Genomic DNA, 26,484 nt, shown 5'->3' with positions numbered 1-26,484 from the left:
GGCATGCAGCTCAAGCCGCTGGCCCTGGCCGTACTTTGTATGGCGGTGGAGCTGTGGCCGCCGCACGCCGCCGCCGACGACCTTCCGCCGCCGCCCAGCGCCATCAGCATGCCGGACACCACGCTGTATCTGGAGCCGGTGGTGAACGGCCGCCAGACCGGCAAAGTGGTGCCGGTCACCTACCGCGGCGGCCACTACTATTTGACGCCGCAGCAACTGAGCGACGCCGGCCTGCCGGTGGCGGACAAGCAAGCGAAAGAAATCGCCGTCGATCAATTGGATAAGGTCGACGTCACCTACAGCGGCGAAACGCAGCAGCTGTTGATCTCGGTGCCCAACGACTGGCTGCCCAAGCAAACCCTCGGCGACGCCAACCCGGAACAGCGGCTGCCGGCGCAAAGCAGCCTGGGCTTCTTGCTGAATTACGACGCCTACGTCAGCCAGAGCGGCGGGCGCGGCAATCCGGGCTATTTTTCCGCCTGGAGCGAACAGCGGCTGTTCGACGGCTTCGGCGTTATCGCCAACACCGGCATTTTCCGCAGCAGCTTCAACGGCGAGACCGCCGCACAGCAGAACAATCGCTATATCCGCTACGACAGCAGCTGGCGCTACAGCGACGACGACACCATGCTCAGCTATACCGCCGGCGATCTCACGACCGGCTCGCTGCCCTGGACCAGTTCGGTGCGCATCGGCGGCCTGCAGGTGGCGCGCAACTTCGCCACGCGGCCGGATCTGATTACCTATCCGCTGCCGCAGTTCTCCGGCCAGGCCGCCGTGCCGAGCAGCGTCGATCTGTACATCAACAGCTATAAGAATACCTCCGTCAGCGTGAACCCCGGCCCGTTCACCCTGAATACCGTGCCTTACATCAACGGCGCCGGCCAGGCGACGGTGGTCACCACCGACGCGCTCGGCCGCCAGATCAGCACCACGGTGCCGTTCTATGTCGCCAGCTCGCTGCTGCAGGCCGGGCTAAGCGATTTCAGCCTGTCGGCAGGGGCGCTGCGTCAAAATTACGGCTACCGCTCCGCAGACTACGGCCAATGGGTGGCCAGCGGCAGCGGGCGTTACGGCGTCACTGATTGGTTGACGCTCGAAGGGCGAGCGGAAGGCGCTGCTGAGCTGGCGGTCACCGGCGCCGGCGCGGGCGTGCGCCTGGGGCAGTTAGGGGTCCTCAACGCCTCCTACAGTTACAGCCAGGCGGGCAGCGATGCCTTCAACGCCCCACCGGTCACGCCCCTTTATTACAATCCGATCACCGGCCAACCGGTACAGCAACCGGATGCCAGGCCGGTTTATCAGTACACCGGCCGCCACGGCGATCAGACCAGCCTGAGCTATACCTACAGCAACCAATATTTCAGCCTCAATGCCCAACGGGTACTGCGCAGCGCGGACTTCGGCGACCTCTCTACCTACAAGAGCAGCCACCGCCTGAGCCGCCGCACCGATCAACTGACCGGCAGCATCGGCCTGAGCCGCTTCGGCAGCCTGGGCGCCGGTTATTTCGACGTGCGCGACGCCATCGGCCAGCGCACCCGCCTGGTCAACCTGTCGTACAGCCTGACGCTGTGGCGCAATATCAGCCTGTACGCCTCGGCGAACCGCGAGATCGGCGGCGACGGCTACAGCTCGCAGCTGCAGATCAGCATTCCGTTCGATGCCTGGGGCACCGCTAACGTCAGTACCGCCCGCGACGCCGGCAACCGCTGGAGCGAACGCGTCGCGTACAGCCGCGCCGCGCCGACCGACGGCGGTTTCGGCTGGAACCTGGCCTACGCCGGCGGTCAAGGCAGCAACAGCGATTACCGCCAGGCAGACCTGACCTGGCGCACCTCGCTGTTGGAAACCCGCGCCGGGCTGTACGGCAACCGTAACGATTACACCCGCTGGGGCGAAGTCAGCGGTTCGCTGGTGGCGATGAACGGCGGCGTATACGCCACCAACACCATCAACGACGCCTTTGCCCTGGTTTCGACCAACGGCTACGCCGGCATTCCGGTCAGCTACGAGAACCAGCGCATCGGCGTCACCAACGACAAAGGCTACCTGTTGGTGCCCACCGTCACTTCGTATTACCACGCCAAATTCCAGATTGATCCGCTCAATCTGCCGGCGGATGTCAATTTACCGTCAGTAGAAAAAACCGTCGCCATTCGCGATCACAGCGGCTACCTGGTCGAATTCCCCGTCCAGCGCCTTTCCGCCGCCGACGTGGAGCTGGTCGATGCGCAAGGCAAACCGCTGGCCAACGGCAGCCAGGTGGCGGTGATCGGCAGCAATCAACAAAGCTATGTCGGGTGGGATGGCATGACCTATATCGACCCGGTGCAGCAGCACAACCGGCTGAGCGTGATCCCGGCCGACGGCGGCGCGCCGTGCCAGGTCAGCTTCAGCCTGGCCAATCCGCAGGGGCTACAGCGCGTCGGTCCCCTCGTCTGCCAATAACACACGGAGAAGAAGAACGATGTATCGGCAAGTGAAAATTCTTTTGGCGGCGCTGCTGCTGCTGTGCGGGCAACGCGCGCTGGCGGACTGCGCCACTACCAACGGCACGGTGACCCTGCCCAGCAGCAACTCCTTCGCCGTCTACAACGGCCAGATCAGCGCCCAGGGTACCGCCGGGCTCAACTGTACCGGGCTGGGGCTCAATCTGTTGACGCAAAACACCGTCACGGTCAAGATTGCCTCCACCACCAACAATATGGCCCTGCTGAACGGCAACGGCTCCGGCGATAAAATCTCCTATCTCATCTACCCGGATGCCAACTACCAATATCCCTACAGCGTCGGCCAGACCATCGACTACAGCTCGCTGAACCTGCTGTCGCTGATCCTGATCTCTTCCAACGTCAACTTTCCGGTGTACGTCAAAACCGTGGCGGGTGCGAACGTCAGCGCCGGCACCTATACCGACACCATTAACCTGGTGTGGAACTACCATATTTGCGGCCTGGGCCTGATAGGGCTGTGTATCTGGTGGGACGGCACCAACCAACCCAGCACCGTGACCGTCACCGCGGTCATCACCAAAAGCTGCCTGATCAATACCGCCAACAACGTCAACTTCGGCAGCATGGCGCTGGTGGGGCAATTCAACCCGATCAACCAGAGCATCACCCTGACCTGCACCAAATCCCAGTCATACAGCTCCTACTTTACCAACGGCAACAACCCCATCACCGGTTGGCGGCGAATGCTCAGCGGCACCAGCAACTTCCTGCAGTATCAGATCTACCTGCCCAACACCAGCACCGTGTGGAGCAGCACCAACGCGCAAAGCGGCACCGGCACCGGTCTGGCGCAAAGCATCCCCTTTACCGCCGCCATCAATCCGGCGCAGACCGAAGTGCCGGTCGGTACCTATCAGGATAACGTCAGCTATGTCGTGACCTATTAGCGTGGCCGCTAGCCGCTCAGGAAGAATGTTGCCAGAATGTATTTTTTATGTGGCATTTTTTGCTCATTTGGCTATGCTCATACCGATGGCCTTACTGGTCTAACCTCCTACCACATCATTGAGCAAGGAGTTCCCATGAGCAAAACCGTCGTAAAAATTGGCAGCTTCGAGGTCGATGACGCGCATCTTCACGCCGGCGCCGACCGCGCCGGCACCCTGAGCATTCCCTGCAAGTCCGATCCGGACCTGTGTATGCAGCTCGACGGCTGGGATGAACACACCAGCATTCCGGCGATCCTTGATGGCAAACAGTCGCTGCTGTACAAGCAGCACTACGATCGGCAGGCGGACGCCTGGGTGATGCGGCTGGCATGAAAATACGCCGGGCCTGCTGACGACGCGCTGCTTTCATCGGAAACAGCGCGTTTTTTTATGCGATGGCGATGCCGCGGCCGGCAAAGAAAGGGGTGAAGCGGTTGAGCGGCAGCTGTACCCGCTCGCGCGTTGCCGGGCTGTCGCCCGAAGGGTTGTGGAAGGTTACGCTTTGCGTATCGGCGGCGGTGATCAACACCAGATGCCCGCCTCGCTGCGGCGGCAGGCTCTCGGGCCGGCGAATGGAGGGATGCACCGAGGCGATAAAGTAGCGGTATTGGCTAAGCAGCGCCCATAACTCGGCGGCCTCCAGCCCCACCTTCACCTCCGCTTGCAGCGCAAACTGCTCGCGCACGTACTCAACGAACGGCGCGTAAATCAGCCCTTTTATCCGCTCCCCCTCGCGCACATAGGCACCGTAAGGCAGGCTACGCCGCGCCAGCTCCAGCAGCGGCGGCGCTTCGCCGTCGCGATGGCTCAGCACCATTTTCAGGCAGGCCATGCCGCACACGTGGTTGGCCCACTCGACGTACTCCGCCCGATCGCGGGCGCCGCTGCGCGCCCAATTCTCGTCTTGCGCCAGCGTCATGCGGCCGGCGCTCAGTTCGGCGGCCAGCTCCGGGCTTGCCCACTGGCATTCGTAGGGAACGGCGCGCATCCGTTTAGAACTTGTCGACGACTTTGAAATTCATCAGCACCAGCGTCATGTCCGGCGAGAACAGATCATACTCTTCGAAGAAGCGCTGCAGCTCTTTGCGCCAATGCGCCAGCGAACGATCGCCCTCGCCTTCGGCAAAGGCGTGCGCTTCATCGACCTGATCGTACGTTTTCATTTCCACCGCGGTCAGTTCAACCGCGCAGACCGGTTCACCTTTACCGTCCACCACCAGGAACAGGTCGCCGGCCTGCGGGATCCCTTCGCCGTCCAGGTTGGAACAGGTGGCCGTTTTGGTGCCATTGAGGATCAATTGCACCACTTCATCGGCCTGCTGCTCGGTATCGCCGAACGCCCAGCGCTCAAGGTGCTCGTATTTCTGTGGAATTGCCGTCGCCATGATTATACCTTTTGGAAAAATGCATCAATGCAGACAGGATAGTACAACGTATTGCCGGCCGTCTGCATCCGTCGCAAGCGCGACTGCGCGTTCCGCCACCGCCGCCTTTACGAGTTTTTACCGTTCTTCGCTGTGCCTGTCGCGCTGCCGGGCGCATACTGTGGACATTATTCACCCAATGGCAACCGCCAGGCGGCAACATGCGGCAAGACGACATCGATGCTGACGATACCTTCAGCGATTTACTCAACGGCGTCGCCCTGGTGACGCTTTTCCTCATCACCCTCGTCGGCGGGTGGTACTTCAGTTAAGGAGGCAACGTGGCAACAAAACGCATGGGCAACAAACTCAGTAAAATGGTCGTGGTGCTGCTGCTGATCTGCCTGGCGTTGCTGCTGTTGCGTTGGGCGGCGATCGCCTTCGGTTAATCTCGCGAACCGGCGCCGGCCTAAGCGCCGGCGTCGTGCTCACCGCCGTCGCGGCGCGGTCGGCTCCAGCAGCTCCTGCAAATAGGCCAAACGCGCTTCCCCTTGTGGCAACCAGCGGCGACACAGCCAATGCTGCGTTTCACCCGTGCGGCTCAGGCGGTAGTACTCCGCCAAGGTTTCGACCCAGTTCATGATGTTTTCTCCTGCTTTTCGACACCGCCAGTATTGAGCGTAAAAACCAGAAGAAATACTGATGGCTTGTTTTTTATGCTTCCTGTTTTGGGTGGCCGGTAGCGAAGCCGCAGTTCAGCTGCTACATTGGGCAAAAATCAACCAGCCGAGGTAGGCCATGACGTTCTCGGAACAGGAGATTAAACCCGTATGGGATGAGGTCGCACGCCTGATCGGCGACGGCGTGATGCAGCTGCGCCATCGTGGCGAAGCGCTGTCGGTGGAAACGCTGGAAAAACATCTGGCGCGGCAGCTGGCGGACAGCAACGATATCGAACGGCGCATCCTGCTCGGCGCCGCCATCAACATGTTGAAAGGCGGAAAATGAATCGCCAACCGAAAAGGTTGGCGATCCGACAGAAGCCCGAGGTATGCAAGCCCGGCCTTCTGCGCGCTACTATGTCACGCTAATATGACGGAATTAATAGGAATTGTCGGGTTTTTACCCAAAACGCCCTATTTTTGTTGCCCGCATTACGCCAACACGAAATCGCCGGCATCCAGCGGCTGCCCCACCACTTTCACCAGGAAATCGCTGGCGCCAAAAGCGCCGCCCAGGTTGATCGCCAGGTCGCTGACGTGACTTTGCGCGTCATAGCTCAACATCGCCTCACCCGCCTTGCCGCTGAACTGATCGACGAAGCGAATGCCGTCCGCGCTGCCGGTGTTGAACAGCGTCAGATCGATCTTGTCTTCACCGCGCACGAAGTCGCGGATCCAATCCGGTGCCGCCGCCGTCGATTCATCCGCCGCGAAATAGACGAAGGTATCTTTGCCAGCGCCGCCCCACAGCTGATCGGCCCCTTTGCCGCCGTACAACACATCATCGCCCGCACCGCCCTTGAGCACATTGTCGCCGGCGTTGCCCACCAGCACATCGTTGCCCGATCCGCCGATGGCATTTTCAATCGTTACGCCTGCGGCGATGGACACGTTGCCTTTCAGGCCGCCAACGTCCGAGAACGCTTTTTCATTCAGGTTGATGCGCTGATTCTGGCCAAAGCCGGAGAAGTCGAAGGTGTCGTTACCGCCGGCATCCCAGGCGGTGAAAACAATCTTGTCCTGCGCGCTGGTGGCGGTGAGGAAGTCGCGATCGGTATTGGAATTAAAGCCGTAGATCGTATCGCCGGTGCGGGTGTTCATGTTGGCGCCGTAGAAGTGCTGGATCGCCGTGATGTCGTTGAGCAGCGGCCCGGAAGAGTAAGCGCCTTTAAAGTCCTGCCCGGTGTTGCTTTCGCTGAAATAGCTCATCACGCTGTGGGCACGGCTGTCCTCGAAATAGGTCGCGTCCTTGCCGTAGGTGATACTGACGCCCGGCGCGGCGTTATAGTCGCCCGGGTGTTGCAGCCCCAGCGCATGGCCGATTTCATGGGTGAAGGTCTGGCGACCGTACTCGTTCTCATGGATCTGATTGTTGACGAAGGTATGGTTCTTGGCGTTATACCAGGTTTGCCCGGCAACCGAAGGCGAGGTGTCCGGGTTATACGCAAAGGCATAGGAGCCGCGCGAGCTGTAGTCGAACAGGCCGAATTTGATGTTGGCCGCGGCGGTGTTGCTGGTTTCGGTAAAGGTGATGTTGGCCACGTCGGACCATGACTGCAACGACAGTTTGGCCTGCTCGCGCTGTTCGGCGTTAAAGCTGCTGAAGCCGCTGATGCCCATGCTCGACATGTTGCCCGGCGCCTTTTCCCAGAAGCTGAAGGTCAGGGTGACCGGCGTGTCGGTCACGCCCTTGTCGTGCCAACTGCGATCGCCGCGCACCAGCTCCAGACCGGCGTTTTCGAACGTTTTCGACGGATGAAGCACGGTAATGGTGTCGTCTTCATCGGGTTTATAAGCGCCCAGCAGGGCTAATACGCCTTCGGCCTTAACGGAAGCATTGCTTGATGGCATAACCTTATCTCCATATTCGTCAATTCAATCGGGGGGATGCCCCAACTGGCGGATTGCCTGAACGGCAGCGGCCCGGTGTTGAATCAATACGGGGATATCGGTAATGCGGTGGCGCCTTCCCTCGGCACTCTGAATGAGAACGATAATCCCTTAAGAGAAAAGAATAGACACATTTTCGCCGAGTACAGAATTTTCTTAGATAAAGTACGACTATGCATTTGCGCCATACGAATGATTTTCAAGGTAATCATCAGCATTATCACGATAAGCGGAAAAAAAGCATAAAAAAACCGGGGCAATCCAACCCCGGCTATCCATAAGAAATTCTGGACTCAGACTAACCAACCGAGCAGCAGCGTCGCGCCGATGACCGTGGAAGCGCCGCCGATGCGCGTGGCAATTTGGGCGAACGGCATTAGCCCCATGCGGTTCGACGCCGACAGGATCGCCACGTCACCGGTGCCACCCAGGCCGCTGTGGCAACAGGTGACGATCGCCGCTTCCACCGGGAACATCTTCAGGTAAGGCGCAATCAGGAAACTGACCAGCCCCATCGACAGCACCACCGAGCCGCAGACCACCACATAACCGACCGAGAACACCGCCACCACGCTTTCCAGCGGCACGTACAGCATGCCCAGACCGATCATCAGCGGCCACACCAGCGCCGTGGAGACGAACTTGTAGAAACTGTGCGCGCCGGTTTCCATCGAGGCCGGGATCACCCGGCAGTACTTGCACAACACCGCGAACAGGATCATCAGCACCGGGCCGGGAATATGCACGATGTGTTCGAACAGGCCACCGACGATAAAGAAGGCGCAGATCACCAGCAGACCGCCGCCCATCAGTTGGAAATCGACGTTGCCGCTTTGCTCCTTGATGGCGAACATCGCGTTCTCCTGCGCCGAACGGATCAGCATGCCGTCGCCGCTCAGTGCCTTGCGCTGCATGCCGATGCGAGCCAGCACCCCGGCGGTCACGATGGCGAAGATATTGCCCAGCACCGCCGCCGGCGCCAGCTGCGCGACGTAGACATCCGGCGTCGCTCCCAGGATCGCCGAATAGGCCAGCGACAGCGGTAAAATCCCCTCGCCGATGCCGCCGCCGATGATCGGCACAATGATGAAGAAGAAGGTGTGATAGAAGGTAAAACCGAACAGCTTGCCCACCAGCAGCCCGGTGATCACCGCCGTCACCGTACCGACCACCAAGGGCACGAACATGCGAATCATCCCCTGGATCAGGATCACCCGATTCATGCCGAGAATGCTGCCGACCACCAGACTGGCGATGACGAAATACAGCAGGTTGGCGTCTTTCATCAGCAAATGGACGGTGCCCATGACGTTAGGCTGGAAGACATTGAAATAGACCAGCACCGACGGCACCATCAAACACAGAATGGCCGGCCCGCCGATATCGCGCAGCACGGGAATGCTTTTTCCCAACTGCGCCAGCGCAAAGCCCAGCGTCATTATCACCGCCAGGCCGCCGATCATATTCTTCGGCAGGAAGTTGGCATAGGCGGAAATCGCCACGATCGCGCAAATCGTGATAAACAGCGCGATCGGTACCGCACCGATATCTATTTGACGAAGTTGATTAATTAATCCTGAGGATTCGGACGATGCCGTATTTTTATCACAGGCCAGTTCTGCATTTATCTGTTTCATTATTCACCCTGCTGACAAGCGTACAGTACGGTTAGATTCACCTGGCGCAACGATCCTGACATAGCCAAGTAAAAACAAATGATTACGAAGAATCCTATTGTGGACTTCGCTTTTTCTAATAAGAAATAAAACAGTAGACAGCTCTGACGATATGATAAAAAATAAAAATGCAAAACTAAATTACGCCGGCGGAATTCAATATTGTGACCCTCCGCCAAGGTTAGTTTTAATTAATTATCGTCAGCATTTTGTAATTAAAGTAATCGGGTTTAAATTCGCTGCTATGCTATAGGAGGGCGAAAAAGCCTCCTGCTTTATTAATAAAGAACTGGAAACGCATTAGCTGAATCCGGTCAGCTTGATCCGAACCTTAATCCTGCGCGCGGCACCGCACGGGAAAGAGGCATAATATGACTCATAAGGAAGTAGAATATGTCTTCACGCGCTGTTACCCCACAAACCCTCGCTCGCTACGGCATTCATCAGGCCGCCGACGTCGTCTATAACCCCAGCTATGAATTACTGTTCGCCGAAGAGACCCGCGCCGACCTGCCGCCGCTGGAACGCGGCACCCTCACCCAGCTGGGCGCGGTCAACGTCGCGACCGGTGAATTCACCGGCCGTTCGCCGAAGGACAAATACATCGTGCGCGACGACACCACGCGCGATACCGTCTGGTGGTCGGACAACGGCACCGGCAAGAACGACAACCAGCCGCTCTCCCCGGAAGTCTGGCAGCATCTGAAAACGTTGGTGGGCAACCAGCTCTCCGGCAAGCGTTTGTTCGTGGTGGACGCGTTCTGCGGCGCCAACGCCGACACGCGCCTGAAAGTGCGCTTCATCACCGAGGTGGCCTGGCAGGCGCACTTCGTGAAAAACATGTTTATCCGCCCGAGCGACGCCGAACTGGCGGACTTTGAGCCGGACTTCGTGGTGATGAACGGCGCCAAATGCACCAACCCGGACTGGCAGCAGCAAGGGTTGCACTCGGAGAACTTCGTCGCCTTCAACCTGACGGAACGCATGCAGCTGATCGGCGGCACCTGGTACGGCGGCGAGATGAAGAAAGGCCTGTTCTCGATCATGAACTACCTGCTGCCGCTGAAGGGCATCGCCTCGATGCACTGCTCGGCCAACGTCGGCGAGCAAGGCGACGTGGCGGTGTTCTTCGGCCTGTCCGGCACCGGCAAAACCACCCTCTCCACCGATCCGAAGCGCCAGCTGATCGGCGATGACGAGCACGGCTGGGACGACGACGGCGTGTTCAACTTCGAAGGCGGCTGCTACGCCAAGACCATCAAGCTGTCGCCGCAGGCGGAGCCGGAAATCTATCAGGCGATCCGCCGCGATGCGCTGCTGGAAAACGTCACCGTGCTGGCCGACGGCAGCATCGACTTCGACGACGCCAGCAAGACCGAGAACACCCGCGTCTCCTATCCGATTTATCACATCGAGAACATCGTCAAGCCGGTGTCCAAAGCCGGCCATGCGCGCAAGATCATCTTCCTGACCGCCGACGCCTTCGGCGTACTGCCGCCGGTATCGCGCCTGACGCCTGAGCAAACCCAGTACCACTTCCTGTCCGGCTTCACCGCCAAGCTGGCCGGCACCGAGCGCGGCATCACCGCGCCGACGCCAACCTTCTCCGCCTGCTTCGGCGCCGCGTTCCTGACGCTGCACCCGACGCAGTATGCCGAAGTGCTGGTGAAACGCATGGAGGCCGCCGGCGCCCAGGCTTACCTGGTCAACACCGGCTGGAACGGCAGCGGTAAGCGCATCTCGATCAAAGATACGCGCGGCATCATCGACGCCATTCTGAATGGCGACATTGAGCAGGCCGAGACCTTCACGCTGCCGATCTTCGGGCTGGACGTGCCGACCGCGCTGCCGGGCGTCGATCCGTCGATTCTCGATCCGCGCAAAACCTATGCCGACGAATCGTTGTGGCAGGAAAAAGCGCAGGATCTGGCGCAGCGCTTTATCGATAACTTCGCCAAATATACCGTCACCCCGGCGGGCGAAAAACTGGTGAACGCCGGGCCTAAACGGTAACGGCATTCCCCCGCTCAAGGGCCGATTCGTCGGCCCTTTTTTGTTTTCACTCCTCTCCCAGCAAACCCGGCATCACCAGCGCCACCGCCGCCGCGATGCGCTCGTCGATCGCGCTGCCCGGCGGCAACAGCCCCAGCGTCATCTGCCGCAGCGGTTCGGCGATGGTCATCGCCAACAGCAGGTCGCTGGTTTGCGCCCAGTCGCGCTCACGCAGCCACCCGCACTGCTGCTGGCGCTGCAGCCAGTCCGCCACCGTCGCCCGGCCGCGCTGAATACCGTTGCGCTGGTAGCTCTCCAGCAACCCCTCGCGCCCCGGAAATTCGCTTTGCAGCAGCCGGAACATGCCCACCGCTTCCGCACTCAGCACCTGCTGCGCGATGGCCTGCAGCCCTTTTTCCAACAGCGGCGCAACCGCCGCCCGCTGCCCGGCATCCTGGGCGAAGGCCGGCTGAAACGCCTCGGTCCAACCGCTTACCACCTGCGCCACCAGTTCGTCGCGGTTGGCGGCAAAGCGATACAGGGTTTTTTTAGCCACCCCGGCGCGTTTCGCCACCGCATCCACCGTTGCCGCGGCATAGCCGCCGTCGAGCAACAGCGCCAGCGTCGCCTGCGCCAACGCGGCGCGCAGTGCCGTTTCCGGCGTGGCCGGCCGGCCGCGAGCACGCAGCGGTTCGTCATTCGGGTTCGCCATATTTATTCCTCACAAGCATTGACAGACTCAGCATAGCGGCATAGTTTTATTTTGGAAACACGATTCGTTTCCAAAATAAAATAGGAACCCATTATGACACATCCTTCCCTGCTGGCGCCGTGGGGCGTTAACGATATCAACGAGTTGCTCAAACCTGAACCGCTGCGGCTGGAGATGGGGCTGAGTCGCAGCGCCGACGGTTTGCTAACCGTCGCGGTCCGTACCGATCTGCACGGCTGCAAGGGGCGCATGCTGGACTGGTGGTTCACCTTCTTTGAGAACACGCAGCACATCAACTGGTGGCACCCACACGATCACGTCGAACACCGCGGCTGGGATCGCCACTGGAAAAAGGGGGAAAGCTACGTCGGCGCCAGTATCGAAGCGGTCGAGTGGCTGGCGGAGCTGCCGCCGGTCGCGGCGCGCCTCAAGTTTCACGCCGCCGAGGACTTCTTCGCCCCGCAGCCGCTGCGCCAGGCGCGCGACGCGCAGGCGCTCTCCGCCGCCGTTTGCGCACGCATCGGCTTCGGTGACCAGGTGGCGCTGGATGACAACGGCGATCCCTGCGACGGCGAGATGCTGCATCTGGTGCGCGACACGCCCTATGGCTGCGTGCTGCGCAGCCGCTTCCTGCTGGGCAAAGCCTGCGCCAACGCCCACGACGAGCTGCCGGACGACATCGGCTTTAACCTAATGCGCCACTGCTACAACGAGTTCAGCTATCTGGCGCAGTTCCTGCCGTCGCTGTACTACGCCGAAAACGGCCGCGAACCGGCGCCGTTGCTCTGGTAATGCATCAGCGGGAACCTGTTAATTTTTCGCGATATTGCTATAGTGATTTTCATCGTTTTCCCCTGCGCTCATGACGGAGACATCATGGAAAATCCCTGCTATAGCGGCGGCTGCCTGTGCGGGCATATTCGCTTTCAGGCGCACGGCCTGCCAGGCAACCCACACAGCTGTTCCTGCGATTTTTGCCGCCGCCACTCCGGCGCGCCGACGCTCTGCTGGGTCGAATTTCCGCGTCAGGCCGTCGAGTGGAACGGGCCGGGCGGCATGCCGGCCCTATACCGTTCTTCACCCTATTCCAGCCGCGCCTTTTGCCCGCGCTGCGGCAGCACGCTGGGGGCGATCGACGACGAGCCGACGGTGGCGCTGGCCACCGGCAGCTTCGATCGGGCCAATCTGCCGGAGTTGCGCCCGACCTCACATGCGTTCGCCGATGTTTGCCCCGAATGGTGGCGTACAGACGGCATGCGCTGATCGCCTCACAGTTCCCGCTGAAATCAATTGATTGTTTTGTCGTATAAATTTAGAACTGACGAACAATAATTCAAAAGTATGGGAACGGGGATGAATCAACAGACTCTCGACGCGCGCCGCTCGCGTCAGGCGTTGCTGGCCGGCTCGGTCGGCAACTTTATCGAATGGTATGAGTTCGGGGTGTACGGGTTCCTGGCCACCGTTATCGCCGCCAATTTTTTCACGCTGCAGGGTGAAAATGAAATCACCAGCCTGATCCTCACCTACGCCGCCTTCGCGCTGGCGTTTTTCTGTCGGCCGATCGGCGCGGTGATCTTCGGCCGCATCGGCGATCGCATCGGTCGTCGCCCGACGCTGATTGCGGTTCTGCTGCTGATGACGCTAGCCACCGCGCTGATCGGCGTTATGCCGACCTATGCCTCGATCGGCGTCGCCGCCCCGCTGCTGCTGACGCTGCTGCGCATGTTTCAGGGGCTGTTCGCCGGCGGCGAATTCGGCGGCGCCGTGTCGCTGATGACCGAGTTCGCCCCGAAGGGCAAGCGTGGGCTGTTCGGCGCCTGGCAGTCGCTGACCGTCGCGCTCGGCCTGCTGGCCGGCGCTGGGCTGGTGGCGCTGCTGGCCGCGCTGCTCAGCGCGCAGCAGCTGCATGACTGGGGCTGGCGTATTCCCTTCCTGCTGGCGCTGCCGATGGGCGCCGTGGCGCTGTGGCTGCGGCTCAAGCTCGAGGAAACGCCCACGTTCACCCAGGCGCAGCAACAGGCGGAACACGCCGCCGCGCCGCCGGAAGCGAAGCTGGGCGGCGTGGTGAAAACCATTCTGATCGGCATCGGCCGCATGATGGGCTGGTCGGCCGCCGGCTATACCTTCCTGGTGGTGATGCCTTCCTATTTGCAAACTTCATTACACGCCACCTTCCAGCAGGCGCTGGTGGCGACGGTGCTGGCCAACGTCGGTTTCGCCCTGACCATTCTGCCGGCGGGCATCATCAGCGACAAACTGGGGCGTAAAACGGTGATGCTGACGGCGGTGGCGGCGGTGATCCTGTTCACCTTCCCGCTGCTGCACCTGTTGCAGGATGCGCAAAGTTCACTGTGGGCCAAAGGGCTGGCGGTCATGATCGCCGGTGCCGTGGTCGGCCTGCTGGCCGGCCCCGGCCCGGCGATGCTGGCGGAGATGTTCCCGACCCGGGTGCGTTATACCGGCTTGGGGCTGGCTTACTCGCTGTCCAATGCGGTGTTTTCCGGCTCGGCCGGGCTGATTATCACCGGCCTCATCAAACAGACCGGTAATATCGACATTCCCGCCTACTACGTGGTCGCCACCTCGGTGGTCAGCCTCTTTGCGCTGATGACGCTGCGCCGCGACGACCATCTGCGCTCGCTGAACGAACGTTAATCCTCCGGGGGCACATCGCCCCCCCTTGCCAACTCGTGACCTCGATCACAACGCCAAAATGTTAACGTTAACTTTTGTGATTAACATCGCACGCGTGATATCTGCTAGCTTCATCCCCTTGTGAGTTAACGTTAACAATAGAGCTAACTTCACTCACCGGGGCCCTACCCATGAACCGCGAAACTAAAAAATATTACGTGCTGCTCAGCGGCCTGCTGTTCTTCTTTTTCTTCACCTGGTCTTCCAGCTTTTCGCTGATCTCACTGTGGCTGAATCAGAAGATCGGCCTGAAAGGCGCCGAGACCGGCCTGATCTTCTCCGCTATCTCGTTGGTGGCGCTGTGCGCACAGCCACTGTACGGGTTTATTCAGGACAAACTTGGGCTGCGCAAGCACCTGCTGCAGTTTCTCGGCGTGATGCTGCTGCTGACCGGCCCGTTCTTTATCTACGTTTACGCCCCGCTGCTGGCCAGCAGCCTGCCGCTCGGCGCACTGGTCGGCGGGGTATTTATCGGCGCCACCTTCTTCGCCGGCATCGGCGCGCTGGAATCTTATACCGAGCGAGTCAGCCGCATCAGCGGTTTCGAATTCGGCCGCGCCCGCATGTGGGGATCGCTCGGCTGGGCCAGCGCCACCTTTTTGGCCGGTTTTATCTTCAATATCGATCCGAACATCAATTTCTGGCTGGCCTCCGCCGCCGCCGTGGTATTCCTGTTGCTGCTCAGCCAGGTGCGCGAGCTGAAGCCGAACGCCATGGCGGGCCTGGCGTTCGGCAAACCGGAAAATCTGCGGCTGCAGGATGCGCTGGCGCTGCTGCGTATGCCGGGCTTCTGGGCGCTGGTGGTGTTTGTGCTCGGTATCAGCGTGTACAACGTTTTCGATCAGCAATTTTCGGTCTACTTCGCCTCGCAGTTCGCTTCTCGCGAACAGGGCAACGAGATGTACGGCTTCCTCAACTCGCTGCAGGTCTTCCTCGAAGCCGGCGGCATGTTCCTGGCGCCGCTGCTGGTGAACCGCATCGGCGCCAAACAGGGGCTGTTGCTGGCCGGTGGCGTGATGGCGCTGCGCATGTTCGGCTCAGGCTTGGTCAGCGGCGCATTGATGATCTCCGCCATGAAACTGCTGCACGCCGTAGAGTTGCCGATCCTGCTGATCGCTATCTTCAAATACATCGCCAGCCGCTTCGACAGTCGCCTCTCCTCAACGCTTTACCTGGTGGGCTTTCAGTTCATCACCCAGGTGATGGCCAGCTTCCTGTCGCCGCTGGCGGGCTACGGTTATGACCGCATCGGCTTTGCCGACACCTATCTACTGATGGGGTGCGCGGTCGCCGCTACGACGCTTGTCTCCTGTTTCCTGCTGCGCGGCGAACGTTCCGCCAGCGCAACCCCCTTTCAATCCGCCATTAAATCAAGTGAGTCTGTCCAATGAACACTGCCTTAGCTCAAGCCGACCATGCGGTCGAAGCCCTGCGCGCAGAGCGCCGAGACGAATACTACCCGCAGTTCCATCTCGCGCCGCCCGCCGGCTGGATCAACGATCCCAACGGCCTGATCTGTATTGACGGCGTCTATCATGCCTTCTTCCAGCATCACCCCTATAGCGAGCACTGGGGCCCCATGCACTGGGGGCACGCGACCAGCCGCGATCTGATCCGCTGGCAGCACCAGCCCATCGCCCTGGCGCCCGATACGCCCTATGACAAAGACGGTTGCTTTTCCGGCTGCGCCGTGGATGACAACGGCGTGCTGACGCTGATTTACACCGGCCACGTGTGGCTGGGCGAGCCCGGCGACGACAGCCAGGTGCGGGAAGTGCAATGTCTGGCCACCAGCGAAGACGGCCTAGGCTTCGTCAAGCACGGGCCGGTGCTGGCCGCGCCGGACGGCATTCAGCATTTCCGCGATCCGAAAGTCTGGCGCGAGAACGGCGAATGGTGGCTGGTGGTCGGTGCCAAAGAAAACGGCCTGGGCCAGGTGCGCCTGTACCGTTCTGCAGACCTGCGCGCCTGGCGCTTCGACCGGGTGCTGGCCGGTGCGCAGGCGGCGCATCAAGGGTATATGTGGGAATGCCCGGATTTCTTCCCGCTGGGGGAACAACACCTGTTGTTGTTCTCACCGCAGGGGCTGGCGGCACAGGGCTACCGCTACCGCAATCGCTTCCAGAGCGGCTATCTGCTCGGCCACTGGCGGCCTGACAGCGACTTTAGGGTGACCCAACCCTTCTGCGAGCTGGATGCCGGCCACGATTTCTATGCGCCGCAGACCTTCACCGCCGCCGACGGCCGTCGGCTGCTGTTTGCCTGGATGGATATGTGGGAATCCCCGATGCCCAGCAAAGCGCACCGTTGGGCCGGCGCCCTCACCCTGCCGCGTGAGCTGACGCTGGCCGCCGACGGCAGCCTCCGCATGAACCCGGCGCGTGAACTGACGGCGCTGCGCCGAGAATCGCACACCTTTTTGGCACAGACGCTGACCAATCAGCAGCTGCCGCTGGCGGACGACGTGCAGGAACTCACCCTGACGTTGAGACCGGCCGACAACGACGCCGAGCGCTACGGGCTGGCCATCGGGAGTGCGGCGCGGCTGTTCGTCGACAATCAGGCGCACCGGCTGGTGCTGGAACGTTTTCATGAAAACCGCGCCCTGTGCACCTGCCGCAGCGTGCCGCTGCCAGAAGGTGACAGCCTGTCGCTACGGATCTTCATTGATCGCTCATCGCTGGAGATCTTCGTCAATCAGGGGCAGGCCTGCCTGACCAGCCGAATTTATCCGACGGCGGGCGATCGCCGCCTCAGCCTGTTCGCCGAAGGCGGCCGGGCACAGTTTGAGCCCATCACGGGATGGCAGTTGGCAAGCCTCTGGGGATAATGGGAATGAGCACCGGGCGCAGAGCGACGCACCCGGTGCGCTTACAGCGAACCACGCTCCAACAGCGGGCAAGGCACTTTCACCGTCTCACGCGGCTCCCGCTGCTCAATCACATGCAGCGCCGCAAGGCGGCCCAGCTCGTAATGCGGCAGCTGCACCGTCGTCAATGCCGGCAGGAACAGCTCGCCGGTGCCGACCATATTGTCGTAACCCAGCACCGCTACCTGTTGCGGTATCCGCCATCCTTGCGCCAGCAATACCTGATACACCAGAAAGGCTATCCGATCGTTCCCGCACACCACGACATCGCAATCGCGCCTTCCTGCAGAGAAATGCCGCTCCAGCAGCGCGACGCAGTCACGATAGCTTTGGTCGCCGCCGCTCAGTTCGAGATGATACTGCCGCAGCTGTTCAACATCGCGCCCCGCTTCGCGCCAGGCGCGTTCCAGACCGCGACGGCGCAGGCCCGCCGCCAGCGTATCCGCCGGTAAATGAATGCACAGTGGCGCGCGATAGCCTTTGGCGATCAGCGCGCGCGTGGCGTCATACTGCCCTTGCTCGTCATCAGGAATGTAGCTGGCGATCGAATGTGCCGGGCTGACGCAGTTGGCCAGCACCAGCTTTTTGTCCAGCAGTTTGGCCGGCAACGTCACCTCACGCAGCCCCATCGTGGTGAAGATCACCCCATCAGGACGATGCGCCAGCAGCAAATCGACGGTCTGTTCGGCGTTGTCGTCGGCAAACAGGTTGACGACGAAGCTGTTCCAGCCTCGCTCGCGCGCGGTTTTCTCAATCGACAGGATCATTTCCACCGAGAACGGCGTCGTGGCGGTGTCCAGCGCCAGCACGCCGAGCGTCTGCACGCGATTTCCGTCACCGCGAATACGCCGCGCCGAGAGATCCGGCACGTAGTCCAACTGGTCGATAGCCTGTTTGACGCGGCGGTAGGTTTCCGGCCGCAGCTTGCCGGGTTCATTGATGGCGCGGGACACCGTCATCAACGAGACTCCGGCAAGTTTTGCGACGTCTTTCAGCGAAGCCATGCGCCCTTCTTTATGATGATTAATGGGAAAAAGTGAATAATCCCATAACCGGGCGCAGGACTCTACTCTGCGTTAGCAGGCTGTGATGTTCGCCCACAGGAGAGCGCCGTCGGCCGTCAGCGGCGCCACTTCACCGCCCACCGTCTGCGCCGCCCACCAGACGCCCTCGCGCGCCCGCAGTTCGCCGCCCCCCGGCAGCGACCAGACCCCGCTCAGCACATACAGCACGCCCGCCTGGTGGGATAGCAGGGTGACAGGCGCCGTGCTGCGCCGCACCTCGGCCGCCTGCCGGCCGCGGCGCGTCATGATGTTGAAATCCTGACTGGCGCCGCCCAGCAGCGTCGCTTCCAGCGCCACGTCGCCGGAGAACGCGAACGGTTCCCCGACGCGAGCCAATTGATGGTCGATATGCCCGGCGCTGAACAGCCGCACGCCGTCGCCTTCCAGCAAAGTGATCGAGCGGTCGATGCCCGTAAAGGCGGAAAACGGCCCGTCCTGCGCGATGGTAGCGATGCTGGCGCGCCAGTCAAAATCCTGCGCGCCCGGGGGCCAGCTGACGATTTCACGGGTTTCCCCACCGCCGTTGCGCCACGGGCTGACCGGCAGCGCGGCGAAGCTAAAACGGGTCAGGCTCATTACGCCTCCTGCTGAAAGGTTTTCAACACCTGCAGGAACTCGGCGCTGCTCTGCTGCTGCAGTGCGTGCCGCCCCTGCTCGATCACCTGCCGGCCGCCGACGAACACGTCGCGAATTTGCTCTTTGCCGCCGGCGAACAGCCAGCGGTTGAGGATCGAGACGTCCGGCGCCGCCGCCAGATACGGGTCGTCGCCGTCCAGCACCAGCCAGTCGGCGCGATAGCCGCTCTGCAATCGGCCGATCGGCGCGCCGCACGCCTGCGCGCCGCCCTGCAGCGCCTGCAGGTACAGCACATCGCCCACCGCCGACTGTTCCGGCGTCGTCAGACGGTTGCGGCGCTGATCGCGCAGCCGCTGGCCGTATTCGAACCAGCGCAGTTCTTCCACCACGTTGAGCGAAACGTGGCTGTCGGAACCGATGCCCCAGCGCCCCTGCCGCTGCAGGTAAGCGTCGCCGGGGAAAATGCCGTCGCCGAGGTTGGCTTCGGTGGTCAGGCACAGGCCGGCCACCGCGCGGCTGCGCGCCAGCGCTTCCAGCTCATCGCGATCCAGATGGGTGGCATGCACCAGACACCAGCGCTGATCGACCGGCAGATGATCATACAGCCAGGCCACCGGGCGCTGCCCGCTCCACGCCAGGCAGTCGTTCACCTCTTTTTGCTGCTCGGCGATATGAATATGCACCGGCAAAGTGCGATCCGACGCGGCCAAAATCTGCTGCATCTGGCCCAGCTCCACCGCACGCAGCGAATGGAAGCACAGCCCCTGATTCTGCAACGGACGATCCGCCAGCTGGCGGGCAATCACCTGCTGCTGGTGCAGATAGCTTTCGGTATCCTGGATAAAACGTTTCTGCCCCGGCTGCGCCGGTTGCGCGCCGAAACCGGCGTAGCTGTACAGCACTGGCAGCATCGTCATGCCGATGCCGGCCTGATGCGCAGCCTCGCTGAGGCGGCCGGTCATTTCACCGCGATCGGCGTAAGGCTTACCGTCGGCGTCGTGATGCAGGTAGTGGAATTCGGCCACCTGGGTGTATCCGCCCTTGAGCATTTCGATATACAGTTGACGGGCGACCACCTCCACCTGCTCCGGCGTCAGGCGCTGCACCAGGCGGTACATCAGATCGCGCCAGGTCCAGAAGCTGTCCTGCGGGTTGCCCGCCACTTCCGCCAGCCCGGCCATCGCGCGCTGGAAAGCGTGGGAGTGCAGGTTCGGCATGCCCGGCACCGCATCGCCGTGCAGCCGGATGCAGCCTTGCGGTTCAGCGTCGGCGGTAACTTGAGTCAGATAACCTTGCGCATCGACGTCCAGCCGGACGTTATGCGCCCAGCCCTCTGGGAGCAAAGCGCGTGGGGCAAAATAAGCAGGCATGGCAGTATTCCACTGTTGGTGTAACGGCGAATGAGGCGCGGCGATGGCGCGCATTCAGGAATTTTTGGCGGTCGCCGTCAAGTTTCTGGCGCGACGGCCACTAGTTGTATATACATATACATACGCCGACATCAACAGTAAACTGGTGTTATTATTTTTTTATTTGACGAGGTTAACGTCGTGGCTGAACAACAGACCGTGTTACAACTGGCGGCTGCAATGAGCGATGCCCCCGCCCCGATCTACCAACGGGTCAAACAGGCGATCGTGAATCAAATCCGTGCGGGGCATTGGCAACCGCACCAGCGCGTGCCCTCCGAAAGTGAACTGGTGGCGGAACTGGGCGTCAGCCGCATGACCATCAACCGCGCGCTGCGCGAGCTGACCAGCGAAGGTTTTTTGATTCGCATGCAGGGCGTCGGCACCTTCGTCGCCGAAGCCAAAGCGCATACCGCGCTGCTGGAAGTGCACAACATCGCCGATGAGATCGCCGCGCGCGGCCATCGCCACAGCAGCAAGATCCTCGAGCTGAAGGCCCGAGCGGCCAGCGAGGAAGAAGCGACGGCGTTGGGCATTCAACCCGGCCAACGGCTGTTCTACTCGCAGATCGTGCATTACGAAAACGATGTGCCGGTGCAGGTGGAAGACCGCTGCGTCAACCCGCTGGTGGCGCCGGATTACCTGAAGCAGGATTTCGACCGCGTCACGCCTTATACCTATCTGACGCAGGCCGCGCCGCTGACCGCCGGTGAGCACATCGTCGAAGCGGTGATCCCCACCCTGCGCGAGCGCGAGCTGCTGCAGCTGGAAGACCACGAACCCGGCCTGCTGATCCATCGCCGCACCTGGTCCGGCAAAACCGTGGTGACCTCGGCCCGGCTGCTGTACCCCGGCAGCCGTTATCAACTGTTCGGCCGCTTCACCAGCGAAGTCTGATCCCCGGCGGGCGCGCCCTGCGCCCGCATCTCCGCGGTCGATCACATCCTGATAACAAAATCTCTCCCGCCTCTTGTGACATCCCGGTGAATGCGTTAGGTTGTTTTTAATTGTATATACAACCATGTAGGAGCTGCGGCTCCGGCGGAGGAAAGCAATGACGTCTGAGATTCACTGTGACAGCCTGTGGCACGGCGCCGATATCGTCACCATGCGCGACGGCAACTATCACACCCTGACCGACGGCGCGATCGCCGTACGCGACGGCAAGATCGTCTGGATTGGCGAACATGCGGCGCTGCCGCCCGGCCTGATCGCGGACGAAACGGTGAAATTCGACGGCGGCATCATCACCCCCGGCTTTGTTGACTGCCACACGCACCTGGTGTTCGGCGGCAACCGCAGCGGCGAGTTCGAACAGCGGCTGAACGGCGTGAGCTACGCCGACATCGCCGCGCAGGGCGGCGGCATCATTTCCACCGTGAAAGCCACCCGCGAGGCCGACGAGGCGCTGCTGCTGGAGCAGGCGCTGTTCCGCCTGCGGCCGCTGCTGGCGGAAGGCGTCACCTGCGTGGAGATCAAATCCGGTTACGGCCTCAGCCCGGAGAGCGAACTGAAGATGCTGCGGGTGGCGCGCAAGTTGGGCGAGCTGCTGCCGGTCGAGGTGAAAACCACCTGTCTGGCGGCCCATGCGCTGCCGCCGGAATACGCCAACCGCGCCGACGACTACATCAATCTGGTCTGCGATACCATCATTCCGCAGGCGGCCGCCGCCGGGCTGGCGGATGCGGTTGACGCCTTCTGCGAACATCTGGCGTTCTCACCGGCGCAGGTGGAGCGGGTCTTCGCCGCCGCCGAGGCCGCCGGTCTGCCGGTCAAGCTGCACGCCGAGCAGCTCTCCGCCCTCGGTGGCAGCACGCTGGCGGCGCGCCATCACGCGCTCTCCGCCGACCATCTCGAATACGCCACCGAACAAGATGCCCGCGCCATGGGCGATGCCGGCACCGTGGCGGTGCTGCTGCCCGGCGCCTATTACCTGCTGCGCGAAACCCAGTGCCCGCCGGTAGAGCTGTTCCGCAAGCACCACGTGGCGATGGCGATCGCCAGCGACGCCAACCCCGGCACCTCGCCGGCGCTGTCGCTGCGCCTGATGATCAACATGGCCTGCACGCTGTTCCGCCTGACGCCGGAAGAAGCGTTGGCGGGCGTTACCACCCACGCAGCCAAAGCGCTGGGGCTGCAACACAGCCACGGCACGCTGGAAACCGGCAAGGTGGCGGACTTCGTTCACTGGCCGCTGTCGCGGCCGGCGGAACTGGCTTATTGGTTGGGCGGCCAGCTGCCCTGTACGGTGATTTTCCGAGGAGAAGTACGTCAATGACCATTCGCGATCCTTTTAGCTTCCAGAGCGGCAGCCTGCCGCTGCTGATCAGCATCCCGCACGCCGGCACGCAACTGACGCCGGCGGTCGAGGCCGGGCTGACCGATGACGCCCGCCCGCTGCCCGATACCGACTGGCACATTCCGCAGCTGTACGACTTTGCCCGGGCGATGGGCGCCAGCGTGCTGGTCGGCAACTATTCGCGCTTCGTCATCGATCTGAACCGCCCGGCGGACGACAAGCCGCTGTATACCACCGCCACTACCGGCCTGTATCCCGACGTGCTGTTCGACGGCCGCCCAAGCTTCCTGCCGGGCAAAACGCCGACGGACGCAGAACGCGCCGGCTATCTGCAGCAGATTTGGCAACCTTATCATCAGCAGCTGCAAGACGAACTGGCACGCCTCAAGGCGCGGCACGGCTATGCGCTGCTGTTCGACGCACACTCCATCGCCTCGGTGATCCCGCGGCTGTTCGACGGCCAGCTGCCGGATCTCAACCTCGGCACCAACGGCGGCGAAAGCTGCGCCCTGGCGCTGAGCGATCGGCTGGTCGCCTGCTGCGAGCAGCAACAGCAGTACACCCACGTGCTGAACGGCCGCTTCAAGGGCGGTTACATCACCCGCGCCTACGGGCAGCCGCAGCAGCAACAGCATGCGATCCAGCTCGAACTGGCGCAGGTGAATTACATGTCCGAACAGTATCCTTACGCATTCGAACCGCAGCGCGCCGCCTCGCTGCAGCGCCTGCTCAAGCAGATGATTGAAGGCCTGTTGGACGGCGCCGCCAAACTCAACTGATCCCTCTGCAGGCGCCGCCGGGCGCCTGTTTCTCCCTCTGCCTTTAGCCGCAACGTCAGCCGCAATCTGCGCGCTATATCAAAGTTTCGCGTGATTCCCCACTGACTGGTCTAAACAGCGCACAAAACAGCGGCCGACGAAAAACGCACTGCGCCACAATCAGCCGAAAAGCCCGCGCTCATCGTCAGCGCCGGGCGGCGTGTGGCCGAGCTGGCCCGTTTCAAACCATCACTCTGGAGGCCCTATGTCTGTAACACCGTTAAACTGGCGCGCTGCCGGCGCCCTCGCCGAACAATTGCTGGCCGGCTGGCAACGGCGTGGCGAACCCGGCGGCGCCATCACCCTGTTTGACGCCGAACAACTCCGCGCCACCGCCTGCGCCGGCCTGGCCGATCTGGCGCAGAATACCCCCTTCACCGTCGACAGCGTGGTGCGCTACGCCTCAGTGACCAAACATATCTTCGCCGCGCTGGCGCTGAACGCCACCGGCGGCGCCATTCGGCTCGATCAGCGCTTGGGCGAACTGCTGCCCGCCCTGCAGCCTGCGCTGGCGGACGTCACCGTCGGCCAGGCGCTGGACATGACCGGCGGCCTGCCCGACGTGCGCGAGACGCTCGGCTTGCTCGGCATCTCGCTGCACGCCGTCAGCGAGGCGCAGCCGGTCATGCAGTTTGTCGAAGGGCTGGAGAAGTTGAACTACGAAGCCGGCAGCGAGATCGCCTACAGCAATACCGGCTATCGGCTGCTGGAGGCCGCGCTGCGCAGCAAAGGGTATGATTTCGACCAACTGGTGCAACAGCACATCGCCCGGCCGCTGCAGGTACAGATGCAGGCGCCGGAAAGCTGGTTCGACGTGGTCCCGGGGTTGGTGCCGGGTTACTGGCGGGCGCCGCAGGGCTGGCAACACGCCAGCGCCGGCCTGCACCTTTCCGCCTCCGGTAGCCTGACCGGCAGCCTCCACGCCCTCACCCGCTGGCTGCAAACGCTGCTGGCCGACGAGGGCCCCGGCCAGGGCGTGCTGGCGCAACTCGGCGCCCCGCGCCGCCTCAATCAGGGCCAGTTCAGCGCCTATGGCCTGGGACTGGCGCAAACCCCGCTGGGCCGCCGCCGCTTGCTCGGCCACGGCGGTTCCCACGCCGGTTACAAAACCTATTTCCTGCTGGCGCCCGATCGCCAGGTCGGCGTCGCGCTGGTGGCCAACCGCGAAGACTGCGACAGTTTCGGTATGGCTTTGCAGGTGATGGCGGCGCTGCTGGGCGAACCTTTGCCGCAGCGCAGCACGGCGATCCCCGACGGCCTCTACGCCACGCTGGCCGAGCCGCACTGGCTGGAGGTTAAAGACGGCAACCTGGCCTATCTGGGCAGCGGTGAACCGCTGTATCAGGGCGAGGACGGGTACGCGGTGTCGCTGTCCGCCCATATGCCAATCAAATTGAAGTGGACCGGCGAAGCGGTCGAGGGCGAAGTCGGGCATGTGGCGCGCCGTTTTCTCCCGGTCACGGCCAACGGCGACTGCCTGAAGCATGTGCAGGGGCTGTGGTATCACCCGCACTATCGCACCGCTTTTGAAATTCGTGGCGATCGGGTACATATCGGCGTCGGCCCGGCGGCGCAGACCGGTACGCTCAGCCCGCTCGGCCAGGGCCGCATGCTGGTGGAGTGCCAGGACGGCCCGTGGTTAAAACGCTTTTGCCTCTATTTCCGCGGTTACAACGTGGATCTCATCGCCAACCGCAGCCGGATGCTGACCTTCCACCGCAGCACCGTCGGCCACGACTGACGCTCAGCCTGCGCTGCCGGTTTTGACCGCCAGCAGCGCATCCGCCAGCCGCCGTTTGTCGGCGGCGCTGAGGTTCACCTGATCCACCGACGCCATAAACGCCGCCCGATCCGCTTCGCCAAGCGGGCCGGCACGCAGCCGCTCCGCCAGCCGTTGCAATATCTGGCTGCTCAACCGCGCAATCTGCGGGCGCACCTGCGTCAACGGGCGCGGCTGCCAACCGGTTTCCGGGCTCGCCAGCCAGTCGGCACGATAGCGATACTGAATCGCCTTGGCGGCGTCCATCTGCGCGGCGATAAAAGGCCGCACCGACGCCGGTTCAAGCCCCAAACGCCCCGCCTCCGCCTGCGCGCTGGCCAACACCTTCGCCTCCTGCGCCAGGTCTTCGATCGGCAAATGCTGCTGGGCCTTGTAACCGGCAACGTCCTTCATCAACGACAGCCGTTGGTTCACCAGCTCGCCGAGGGCGGCAGCGCCGTCCGCCAACGCCGGAAAACTGGTCAAACAACAGGCGATCAATAACGCCCTGAACATGGCACCTCCCTTATGATGCGGTGAAAACGTCAGGCCTAAAGTTCACCACGTCCGCCCCGCGCTGGCAAATAAAAAGGCCCCGCCGCAGCGGGGCCCGATAACGCTCGACAGGCGTTAGTCGAACACGCCGTTGATGACGGAGGCCACAATCGCGGTGCTGAGCGCGACCAGCACCAGGTCGTCGCCGGCGATACGCCACTCATACCCCGGGTACTGCGGCAGCTCGCGCAGCATCGAGTAAGGCACCACTTTTTTGGCGATACCCGGCGGCAGCGGTTTACCGCGCGCCAGATTTTTGGCGATGCCCGGCGGCAGCGAGCTGTAGCCGGTCAGGCCATAGTTGTGCGCCAGCGAACGGGCGCGGTCGCGCGAGAGGCTGACTGATACCAGATTATCGTCGTTCCTATAGCCGCCTTTATCTTTATTGCCTTTGTTGCCGTGATTGCCGTTGTTACCGTTGTTGCCATGGTTACCGTTATTGCCGTGATTGCCGTGATTGCCGCTGTTGCCATGGCCATTACCGTTGCCGTTACCATTGCCGCCTTTGTCGGCCAGAGCCGGAGCGGATGACAACCCCAGTGACGCAATCAGCGCCAACACCGTTAGGGTCGTACGACGTTTGTTCATGTTGTGTATTCCTGCGTGGGTGACTCTATTGACTATAGCGGGCCGTTCC

General features: G+C 62.0%; 26 protein-coding genes. 15 read left to right on the top strand and 11 right to left on the bottom strand.

The window, feature by feature from the left end; genetic code table 11:
- The first annotated feature begins 3 nt into the window (after positions 1-3).
- The 3 genes from C3F38_RS12940 to C3F38_RS12930 all read left to right on the top strand — a co-directional run bounded on the left by C3F38_RS12940 (position 4) and on the right by C3F38_RS12930 (position 3,778).
- Positions 4-2,451, top strand: a complete 2,448-nt coding sequence (locus C3F38_RS12940) for a fimbria/pilus outer membrane usher protein (RefSeq protein ID WP_369916750.1) — start codon at positions 4-6, stop codon at positions 2,449-2,451.
- Positions 2,452-2,470: 19 nt separating this feature from the next.
- Entirely contained in the window at positions 2,471-3,403 is a 933-nt protein-coding gene (locus C3F38_RS12935; protein ID WP_047727697.1) for a spore coat protein U domain-containing protein, read from the top strand.
- Positions 3,404-3,538: 135 nt separating this feature from the next.
- Complete coding sequence (locus C3F38_RS12930; protein ID WP_004931517.1) at positions 3,539-3,778, top strand: DUF1480 family protein; 240 nt, start codon at positions 3,539-3,541, stop codon at positions 3,776-3,778.
- Positions 3,779-3,833: 55 nt separating this feature from the next.
- Here C3F38_RS12930 and C3F38_RS12925 read toward each other — a convergent pair whose 3' ends face one another.
- Together C3F38_RS12925 and C3F38_RS12920 are read right to left on the bottom strand one after the other, a co-directional pair.
- Positions 3,834-4,433, bottom strand: a complete 600-nt coding sequence (locus C3F38_RS12925; RefSeq protein WP_055317160.1) for a C39 family peptidase — start codon at positions 4,431-4,433, stop codon at positions 3,834-3,836.
- 4 nt (positions 4,434-4,437) lie between these two features.
- Positions 4,438-4,830, bottom strand: coding sequence for an ASCH domain-containing protein (locus tag C3F38_RS12920; protein ID WP_004931522.1), 393 nt, complete (start codon positions 4,828-4,830; stop codon positions 4,438-4,440).
- Positions 4,831-5,165: 335 nt separating this feature from the next.
- Here C3F38_RS12920 and yniD point away from each other — a divergent pair, with 335 nt between their 5' ends.
- Entirely contained in the window at positions 5,166-5,258 is a 93-nt protein-coding gene (yniD, locus tag C3F38_RS26595) for a small membrane protein YniD (protein ID WP_016928013.1), read from the top strand.
- A gap of 39 nt (positions 5,259-5,297) precedes the next feature.
- Here yniD and C3F38_RS26405 read toward each other — a convergent pair whose 3' ends face one another.
- Positions 5,298-5,450 carry a hypothetical protein gene (locus tag C3F38_RS26405; RefSeq protein ID WP_164491942.1) on the bottom strand — a complete coding sequence of 51 codons (153 nt, stop codon included), beginning with the start codon at positions 5,448-5,450 and terminating at the stop codon, positions 5,298-5,300.
- 157 nt (positions 5,451-5,607) lie between these two features.
- Between C3F38_RS26405 and C3F38_RS12915 the strand changes: the two genes are divergently transcribed.
- Entirely contained in the window at positions 5,608-5,817 is a 210-nt protein-coding gene (locus C3F38_RS12915; RefSeq protein ID WP_004931526.1) for a hypothetical protein, read from the top strand.
- A gap of 146 nt (positions 5,818-5,963) precedes the next feature.
- On the opposite strand, the gene C3F38_RS12910 is transcribed toward C3F38_RS12915, so the two are convergent.
- Together C3F38_RS12910 and C3F38_RS12900 are read right to left on the bottom strand one after the other, a co-directional pair.
- A complete protein-coding gene (locus C3F38_RS12910) occupies positions 5,964-7,382 on the bottom strand; it encodes a serralysin family metalloprotease (RefSeq protein WP_055317161.1) in 1,419 nt (472 codons plus the stop codon).
- Between the two features lie 332 nt (positions 7,383-7,714).
- Positions 7,715-9,058, bottom strand: a complete 1,344-nt coding sequence (locus C3F38_RS12900) for a 2-hydroxycarboxylate transporter family protein (protein WP_038877686.1) — start codon at positions 9,056-9,058, stop codon at positions 7,715-7,717.
- Positions 9,059-9,490: 432 nt separating this feature from the next.
- On the opposite strand from C3F38_RS12900, the gene pckA reads away from it, so the two are divergent.
- The gene (pckA, locus tag C3F38_RS12895) at positions 9,491-11,110 is read left to right on the top strand and encodes a phosphoenolpyruvate carboxykinase (ATP) (protein ID WP_038882150.1); all 1,620 of its coding nucleotides are present in this window, start codon (positions 9,491-9,493) and stop codon (positions 11,108-11,110) included.
- A 46-nt stretch (positions 11,111-11,156) separates the two neighbouring features.
- On the opposite strand, the gene C3F38_RS12890 is transcribed toward pckA, so the two are convergent.
- Positions 11,157-11,801, bottom strand: a complete 645-nt coding sequence (locus C3F38_RS12890) for a TetR/AcrR family transcriptional regulator (protein WP_038877691.1) — start codon at positions 11,799-11,801, stop codon at positions 11,157-11,159.
- A gap of 93 nt (positions 11,802-11,894) precedes the next feature.
- Here C3F38_RS12890 and C3F38_RS12885 point away from each other — a divergent pair, with 93 nt between their 5' ends.
- The 5 genes from C3F38_RS12885 to C3F38_RS12865 all read left to right on the top strand — a co-directional run bounded on the left by C3F38_RS12885 (position 11,895) and on the right by C3F38_RS12865 (position 17,328).
- Positions 11,895-12,593 carry a DAPG hydrolase family protein gene (locus C3F38_RS12885; protein WP_038877693.1) on the top strand — a complete coding sequence of 233 codons (699 nt, stop codon included), beginning with the start codon at positions 11,895-11,897 and terminating at the stop codon, positions 12,591-12,593.
- Positions 12,594-12,677: 84 nt separating this feature from the next.
- Positions 12,678-13,064, top strand: coding sequence for a GFA family protein (locus C3F38_RS12880; RefSeq protein WP_038877695.1), 387 nt, complete (start codon positions 12,678-12,680; stop codon positions 13,062-13,064).
- 90 nt (positions 13,065-13,154) lie between these two features.
- Positions 13,155-14,459 carry an MFS transporter gene (locus tag C3F38_RS12875; RefSeq protein WP_038877699.1) on the top strand — a complete coding sequence of 435 codons (1,305 nt, stop codon included), beginning with the start codon at positions 13,155-13,157 and terminating at the stop codon, positions 14,457-14,459.
- 170 nt (positions 14,460-14,629) lie between these two features.
- Positions 14,630-15,889 carry an MFS transporter gene (locus C3F38_RS12870; protein WP_055312294.1) on the top strand — a complete coding sequence of 420 codons (1,260 nt, stop codon included), beginning with the start codon at positions 14,630-14,632 and terminating at the stop codon, positions 15,887-15,889.
- Positions 15,886-17,328 (top strand): glycoside hydrolase family 32 protein, encoded by a 1,443-nt coding sequence (locus C3F38_RS12865; protein WP_055312293.1) that lies wholly within the window; start codon positions 15,886-15,888, stop codon positions 17,326-17,328. The genes C3F38_RS12870 and C3F38_RS12865 overlap by 4 nt, the downstream gene beginning before the upstream one ends.
- Before the next feature lie 41 nt (positions 17,329-17,369).
- Here the strand turns inward: C3F38_RS12865 and C3F38_RS12860 are convergent, their stop codons facing one another.
- The 3 genes from C3F38_RS12860 to C3F38_RS12850 form a co-directional block, all read right to left on the bottom strand.
- A complete protein-coding gene (locus C3F38_RS12860) occupies positions 17,370-18,371 on the bottom strand; it encodes a LacI family DNA-binding transcriptional regulator (protein WP_038877706.1) in 1,002 nt (333 codons plus the stop codon).
- Between the two features lie 72 nt (positions 18,372-18,443).
- Positions 18,444-19,007 carry a HutD family protein gene (locus C3F38_RS12855; RefSeq protein WP_038877707.1) on the bottom strand — a complete coding sequence of 188 codons (564 nt, stop codon included), beginning with the start codon at positions 19,005-19,007 and terminating at the stop codon, positions 18,444-18,446.
- On the bottom strand, positions 19,007-20,377 hold the full coding sequence (locus tag C3F38_RS12850; protein WP_055317163.1) for a formimidoylglutamate deiminase: 1,371 nt from the start codon (positions 20,375-20,377) through the stop codon (positions 19,007-19,009). Before C3F38_RS12850 ends, C3F38_RS12855 begins: the two co-directional genes overlap by 1 nt.
- Before the next feature lie 180 nt (positions 20,378-20,557).
- Between C3F38_RS12850 and hutC the strand changes: the two genes are divergently transcribed.
- The 4 genes from hutC to C3F38_RS12830 all read left to right on the top strand — a co-directional run bounded on the left by hutC (position 20,558) and on the right by C3F38_RS12830 (position 25,274).
- Complete coding sequence (hutC, locus tag C3F38_RS12845; protein ID WP_038877712.1) at positions 20,558-21,313, top strand: histidine utilization repressor; 756 nt, start codon at positions 20,558-20,560, stop codon at positions 21,311-21,313.
- A 157-nt stretch (positions 21,314-21,470) separates the two neighbouring features.
- Entirely contained in the window at positions 21,471-22,694 is a 1,224-nt protein-coding gene (gene hutI, locus C3F38_RS12840) for an imidazolonepropionase (protein ID WP_038877714.1), read from the top strand.
- The gene (gene hutG / locus C3F38_RS12835; RefSeq protein WP_055312292.1) at positions 22,691-23,494 is read left to right on the top strand and encodes an N-formylglutamate deformylase; all 804 of its coding nucleotides are present in this window, start codon (positions 22,691-22,693) and stop codon (positions 23,492-23,494) included. The genes hutI and hutG overlap by 4 nt, the downstream gene beginning before the upstream one ends.
- A gap of 244 nt (positions 23,495-23,738) precedes the next feature.
- Positions 23,739-25,274: a serine hydrolase gene (locus C3F38_RS12830; RefSeq protein ID WP_055316238.1), complete on the top strand. Its 1,536-nt coding sequence runs from the start codon at positions 23,739-23,741 to the stop codon at positions 25,272-25,274.
- Between the two features lie 3 nt (positions 25,275-25,277).
- On the opposite strand, the gene C3F38_RS12825 is transcribed toward C3F38_RS12830, so the two are convergent.
- Positions 25,278-25,808 carry a chorismate mutase gene (locus C3F38_RS12825; protein ID WP_038877720.1) on the bottom strand — a complete coding sequence of 177 codons (531 nt, stop codon included), beginning with the start codon at positions 25,806-25,808 and terminating at the stop codon, positions 25,278-25,280.
- A gap of 114 nt (positions 25,809-25,922) precedes the next feature.
- The gene (locus C3F38_RS12820) at positions 25,923-26,435 is read right to left on the bottom strand and encodes an anti-virulence regulator CigR family protein (RefSeq protein WP_055316240.1); all 513 of its coding nucleotides are present in this window, start codon (positions 26,433-26,435) and stop codon (positions 25,923-25,925) included.
- Between the last annotated feature and the right edge of the window lie 49 nt (positions 26,436-26,484).

This window comes from Serratia sp. SSNIH1 (assembly GCF_002935055.1).
Taxonomy (GTDB): domain Bacteria; phylum Pseudomonadota; class Gammaproteobacteria; order Enterobacterales; family Enterobacteriaceae; genus Serratia; species Serratia nevei.
The sequence above is the reverse complement of the archived record's forward strand: the minus strand, read 5'-3'. Positions and strand labels throughout refer to the sequence as shown.

What these genes read in the sequence shown, in the direction of transcription:
- C3F38_RS12885 (WP_038877693.1), top strand. Translation starts at nt 11,895, where the DNA reads ATGACACATCCTTCCCTGCTGGCGCCGTGGGGCGTTAACGATATCAAC.
- C3F38_RS12855 (WP_038877707.1), bottom strand. Translation starts at nt 19,007, where the DNA reads ATGAGCCTGACCCGTTTTAGCTTCGCCGCGCTGCCGGTCAGCCCGTGG.
- hutG (WP_055312292.1), top strand. Translation starts at nt 22,691, where the DNA reads ATGACCATTCGCGATCCTTTTAGCTTCCAGAGCGGCAGCCTGCCGCTG.
- C3F38_RS26405 (WP_164491942.1), bottom strand. Translation starts at nt 5,450, where the DNA reads ATGAACTGGGTCGAAACCTTGGCGGAGTACTACCGCCTGAGCCGCACG.
- C3F38_RS12850 (WP_055317163.1), bottom strand. Translation starts at nt 20,377, where the DNA reads ATGCCTGCTTATTTTGCCCCACGCGCTTTGCTCCCAGAGGGCTGGGCG.
- C3F38_RS12935 (WP_047727697.1), top strand. Translation starts at nt 2,471, where the DNA reads ATGTATCGGCAAGTGAAAATTCTTTTGGCGGCGCTGCTGCTGCTGTGC.
- C3F38_RS12860 (WP_038877706.1), bottom strand. Translation starts at nt 18,371, where the DNA reads ATGGCTTCGCTGAAAGACGTCGCAAAACTTGCCGGAGTCTCGTTGATG.
- C3F38_RS12930 (WP_004931517.1), top strand. Translation starts at nt 3,539, where the DNA reads ATGAGCAAAACCGTCGTAAAAATTGGCAGCTTCGAGGTCGATGACGCG.
- yniD (WP_016928013.1), top strand. Translation starts at nt 5,166, where the DNA reads ATGGGCAACAAACTCAGTAAAATGGTCGTGGTGCTGCTGCTGATCTGC.
- C3F38_RS12910 (WP_055317161.1), bottom strand. Translation starts at nt 7,382, where the DNA reads ATGCCATCAAGCAATGCTTCCGTTAAGGCCGAAGGCGTATTAGCCCTG.
- C3F38_RS12865 (WP_055312293.1), top strand. Translation starts at nt 15,886, where the DNA reads ATGAACACTGCCTTAGCTCAAGCCGACCATGCGGTCGAAGCCCTGCGC.
- C3F38_RS12925 (WP_055317160.1), bottom strand. Translation starts at nt 4,433, where the DNA reads ATGCGCGCCGTTCCCTACGAATGCCAGTGGGCAAGCCCGGAGCTGGCC.
- pckA (WP_038882150.1), top strand. Translation starts at nt 9,491, where the DNA reads ATGTCTTCACGCGCTGTTACCCCACAAACCCTCGCTCGCTACGGCATT.
- C3F38_RS12880 (WP_038877695.1), top strand. Translation starts at nt 12,678, where the DNA reads ATGGAAAATCCCTGCTATAGCGGCGGCTGCCTGTGCGGGCATATTCGC.
- C3F38_RS12830 (WP_055316238.1), top strand. Translation starts at nt 23,739, where the DNA reads ATGTCTGTAACACCGTTAAACTGGCGCGCTGCCGGCGCCCTCGCCGAA.
- C3F38_RS12870 (WP_055312294.1), top strand. Translation starts at nt 14,630, where the DNA reads ATGAACCGCGAAACTAAAAAATATTACGTGCTGCTCAGCGGCCTGCTG.
- C3F38_RS12940 (WP_369916750.1), top strand. Translation starts at nt 4, where the DNA reads ATGCAGCTCAAGCCGCTGGCCCTGGCCGTACTTTGTATGGCGGTGGAG.
- hutI (WP_038877714.1), top strand. Translation starts at nt 21,471, where the DNA reads ATGACGTCTGAGATTCACTGTGACAGCCTGTGGCACGGCGCCGATATC.
- C3F38_RS12920 (WP_004931522.1), bottom strand. Translation starts at nt 4,830, where the DNA reads ATGGCGACGGCAATTCCACAGAAATACGAGCACCTTGAGCGCTGGGCG.
- C3F38_RS12825 (WP_038877720.1), bottom strand. Translation starts at nt 25,808, where the DNA reads ATGTTCAGGGCGTTATTGATCGCCTGTTGTTTGACCAGTTTTCCGGCG.
- C3F38_RS12890 (WP_038877691.1), bottom strand. Translation starts at nt 11,801, where the DNA reads ATGGCGAACCCGAATGACGAACCGCTGCGTGCTCGCGGCCGGCCGGCC.
- C3F38_RS12820 (WP_055316240.1), bottom strand. Translation starts at nt 26,435, where the DNA reads ATGAACAAACGTCGTACGACCCTAACGGTGTTGGCGCTGATTGCGTCA.
- C3F38_RS12900 (WP_038877686.1), bottom strand. Translation starts at nt 9,058, where the DNA reads ATGAAACAGATAAATGCAGAACTGGCCTGTGATAAAAATACGGCATCG.
- C3F38_RS12915 (WP_004931526.1), top strand. Translation starts at nt 5,608, where the DNA reads ATGACGTTCTCGGAACAGGAGATTAAACCCGTATGGGATGAGGTCGCA.
- C3F38_RS12875 (WP_038877699.1), top strand. Translation starts at nt 13,155, where the DNA reads ATGAATCAACAGACTCTCGACGCGCGCCGCTCGCGTCAGGCGTTGCTG.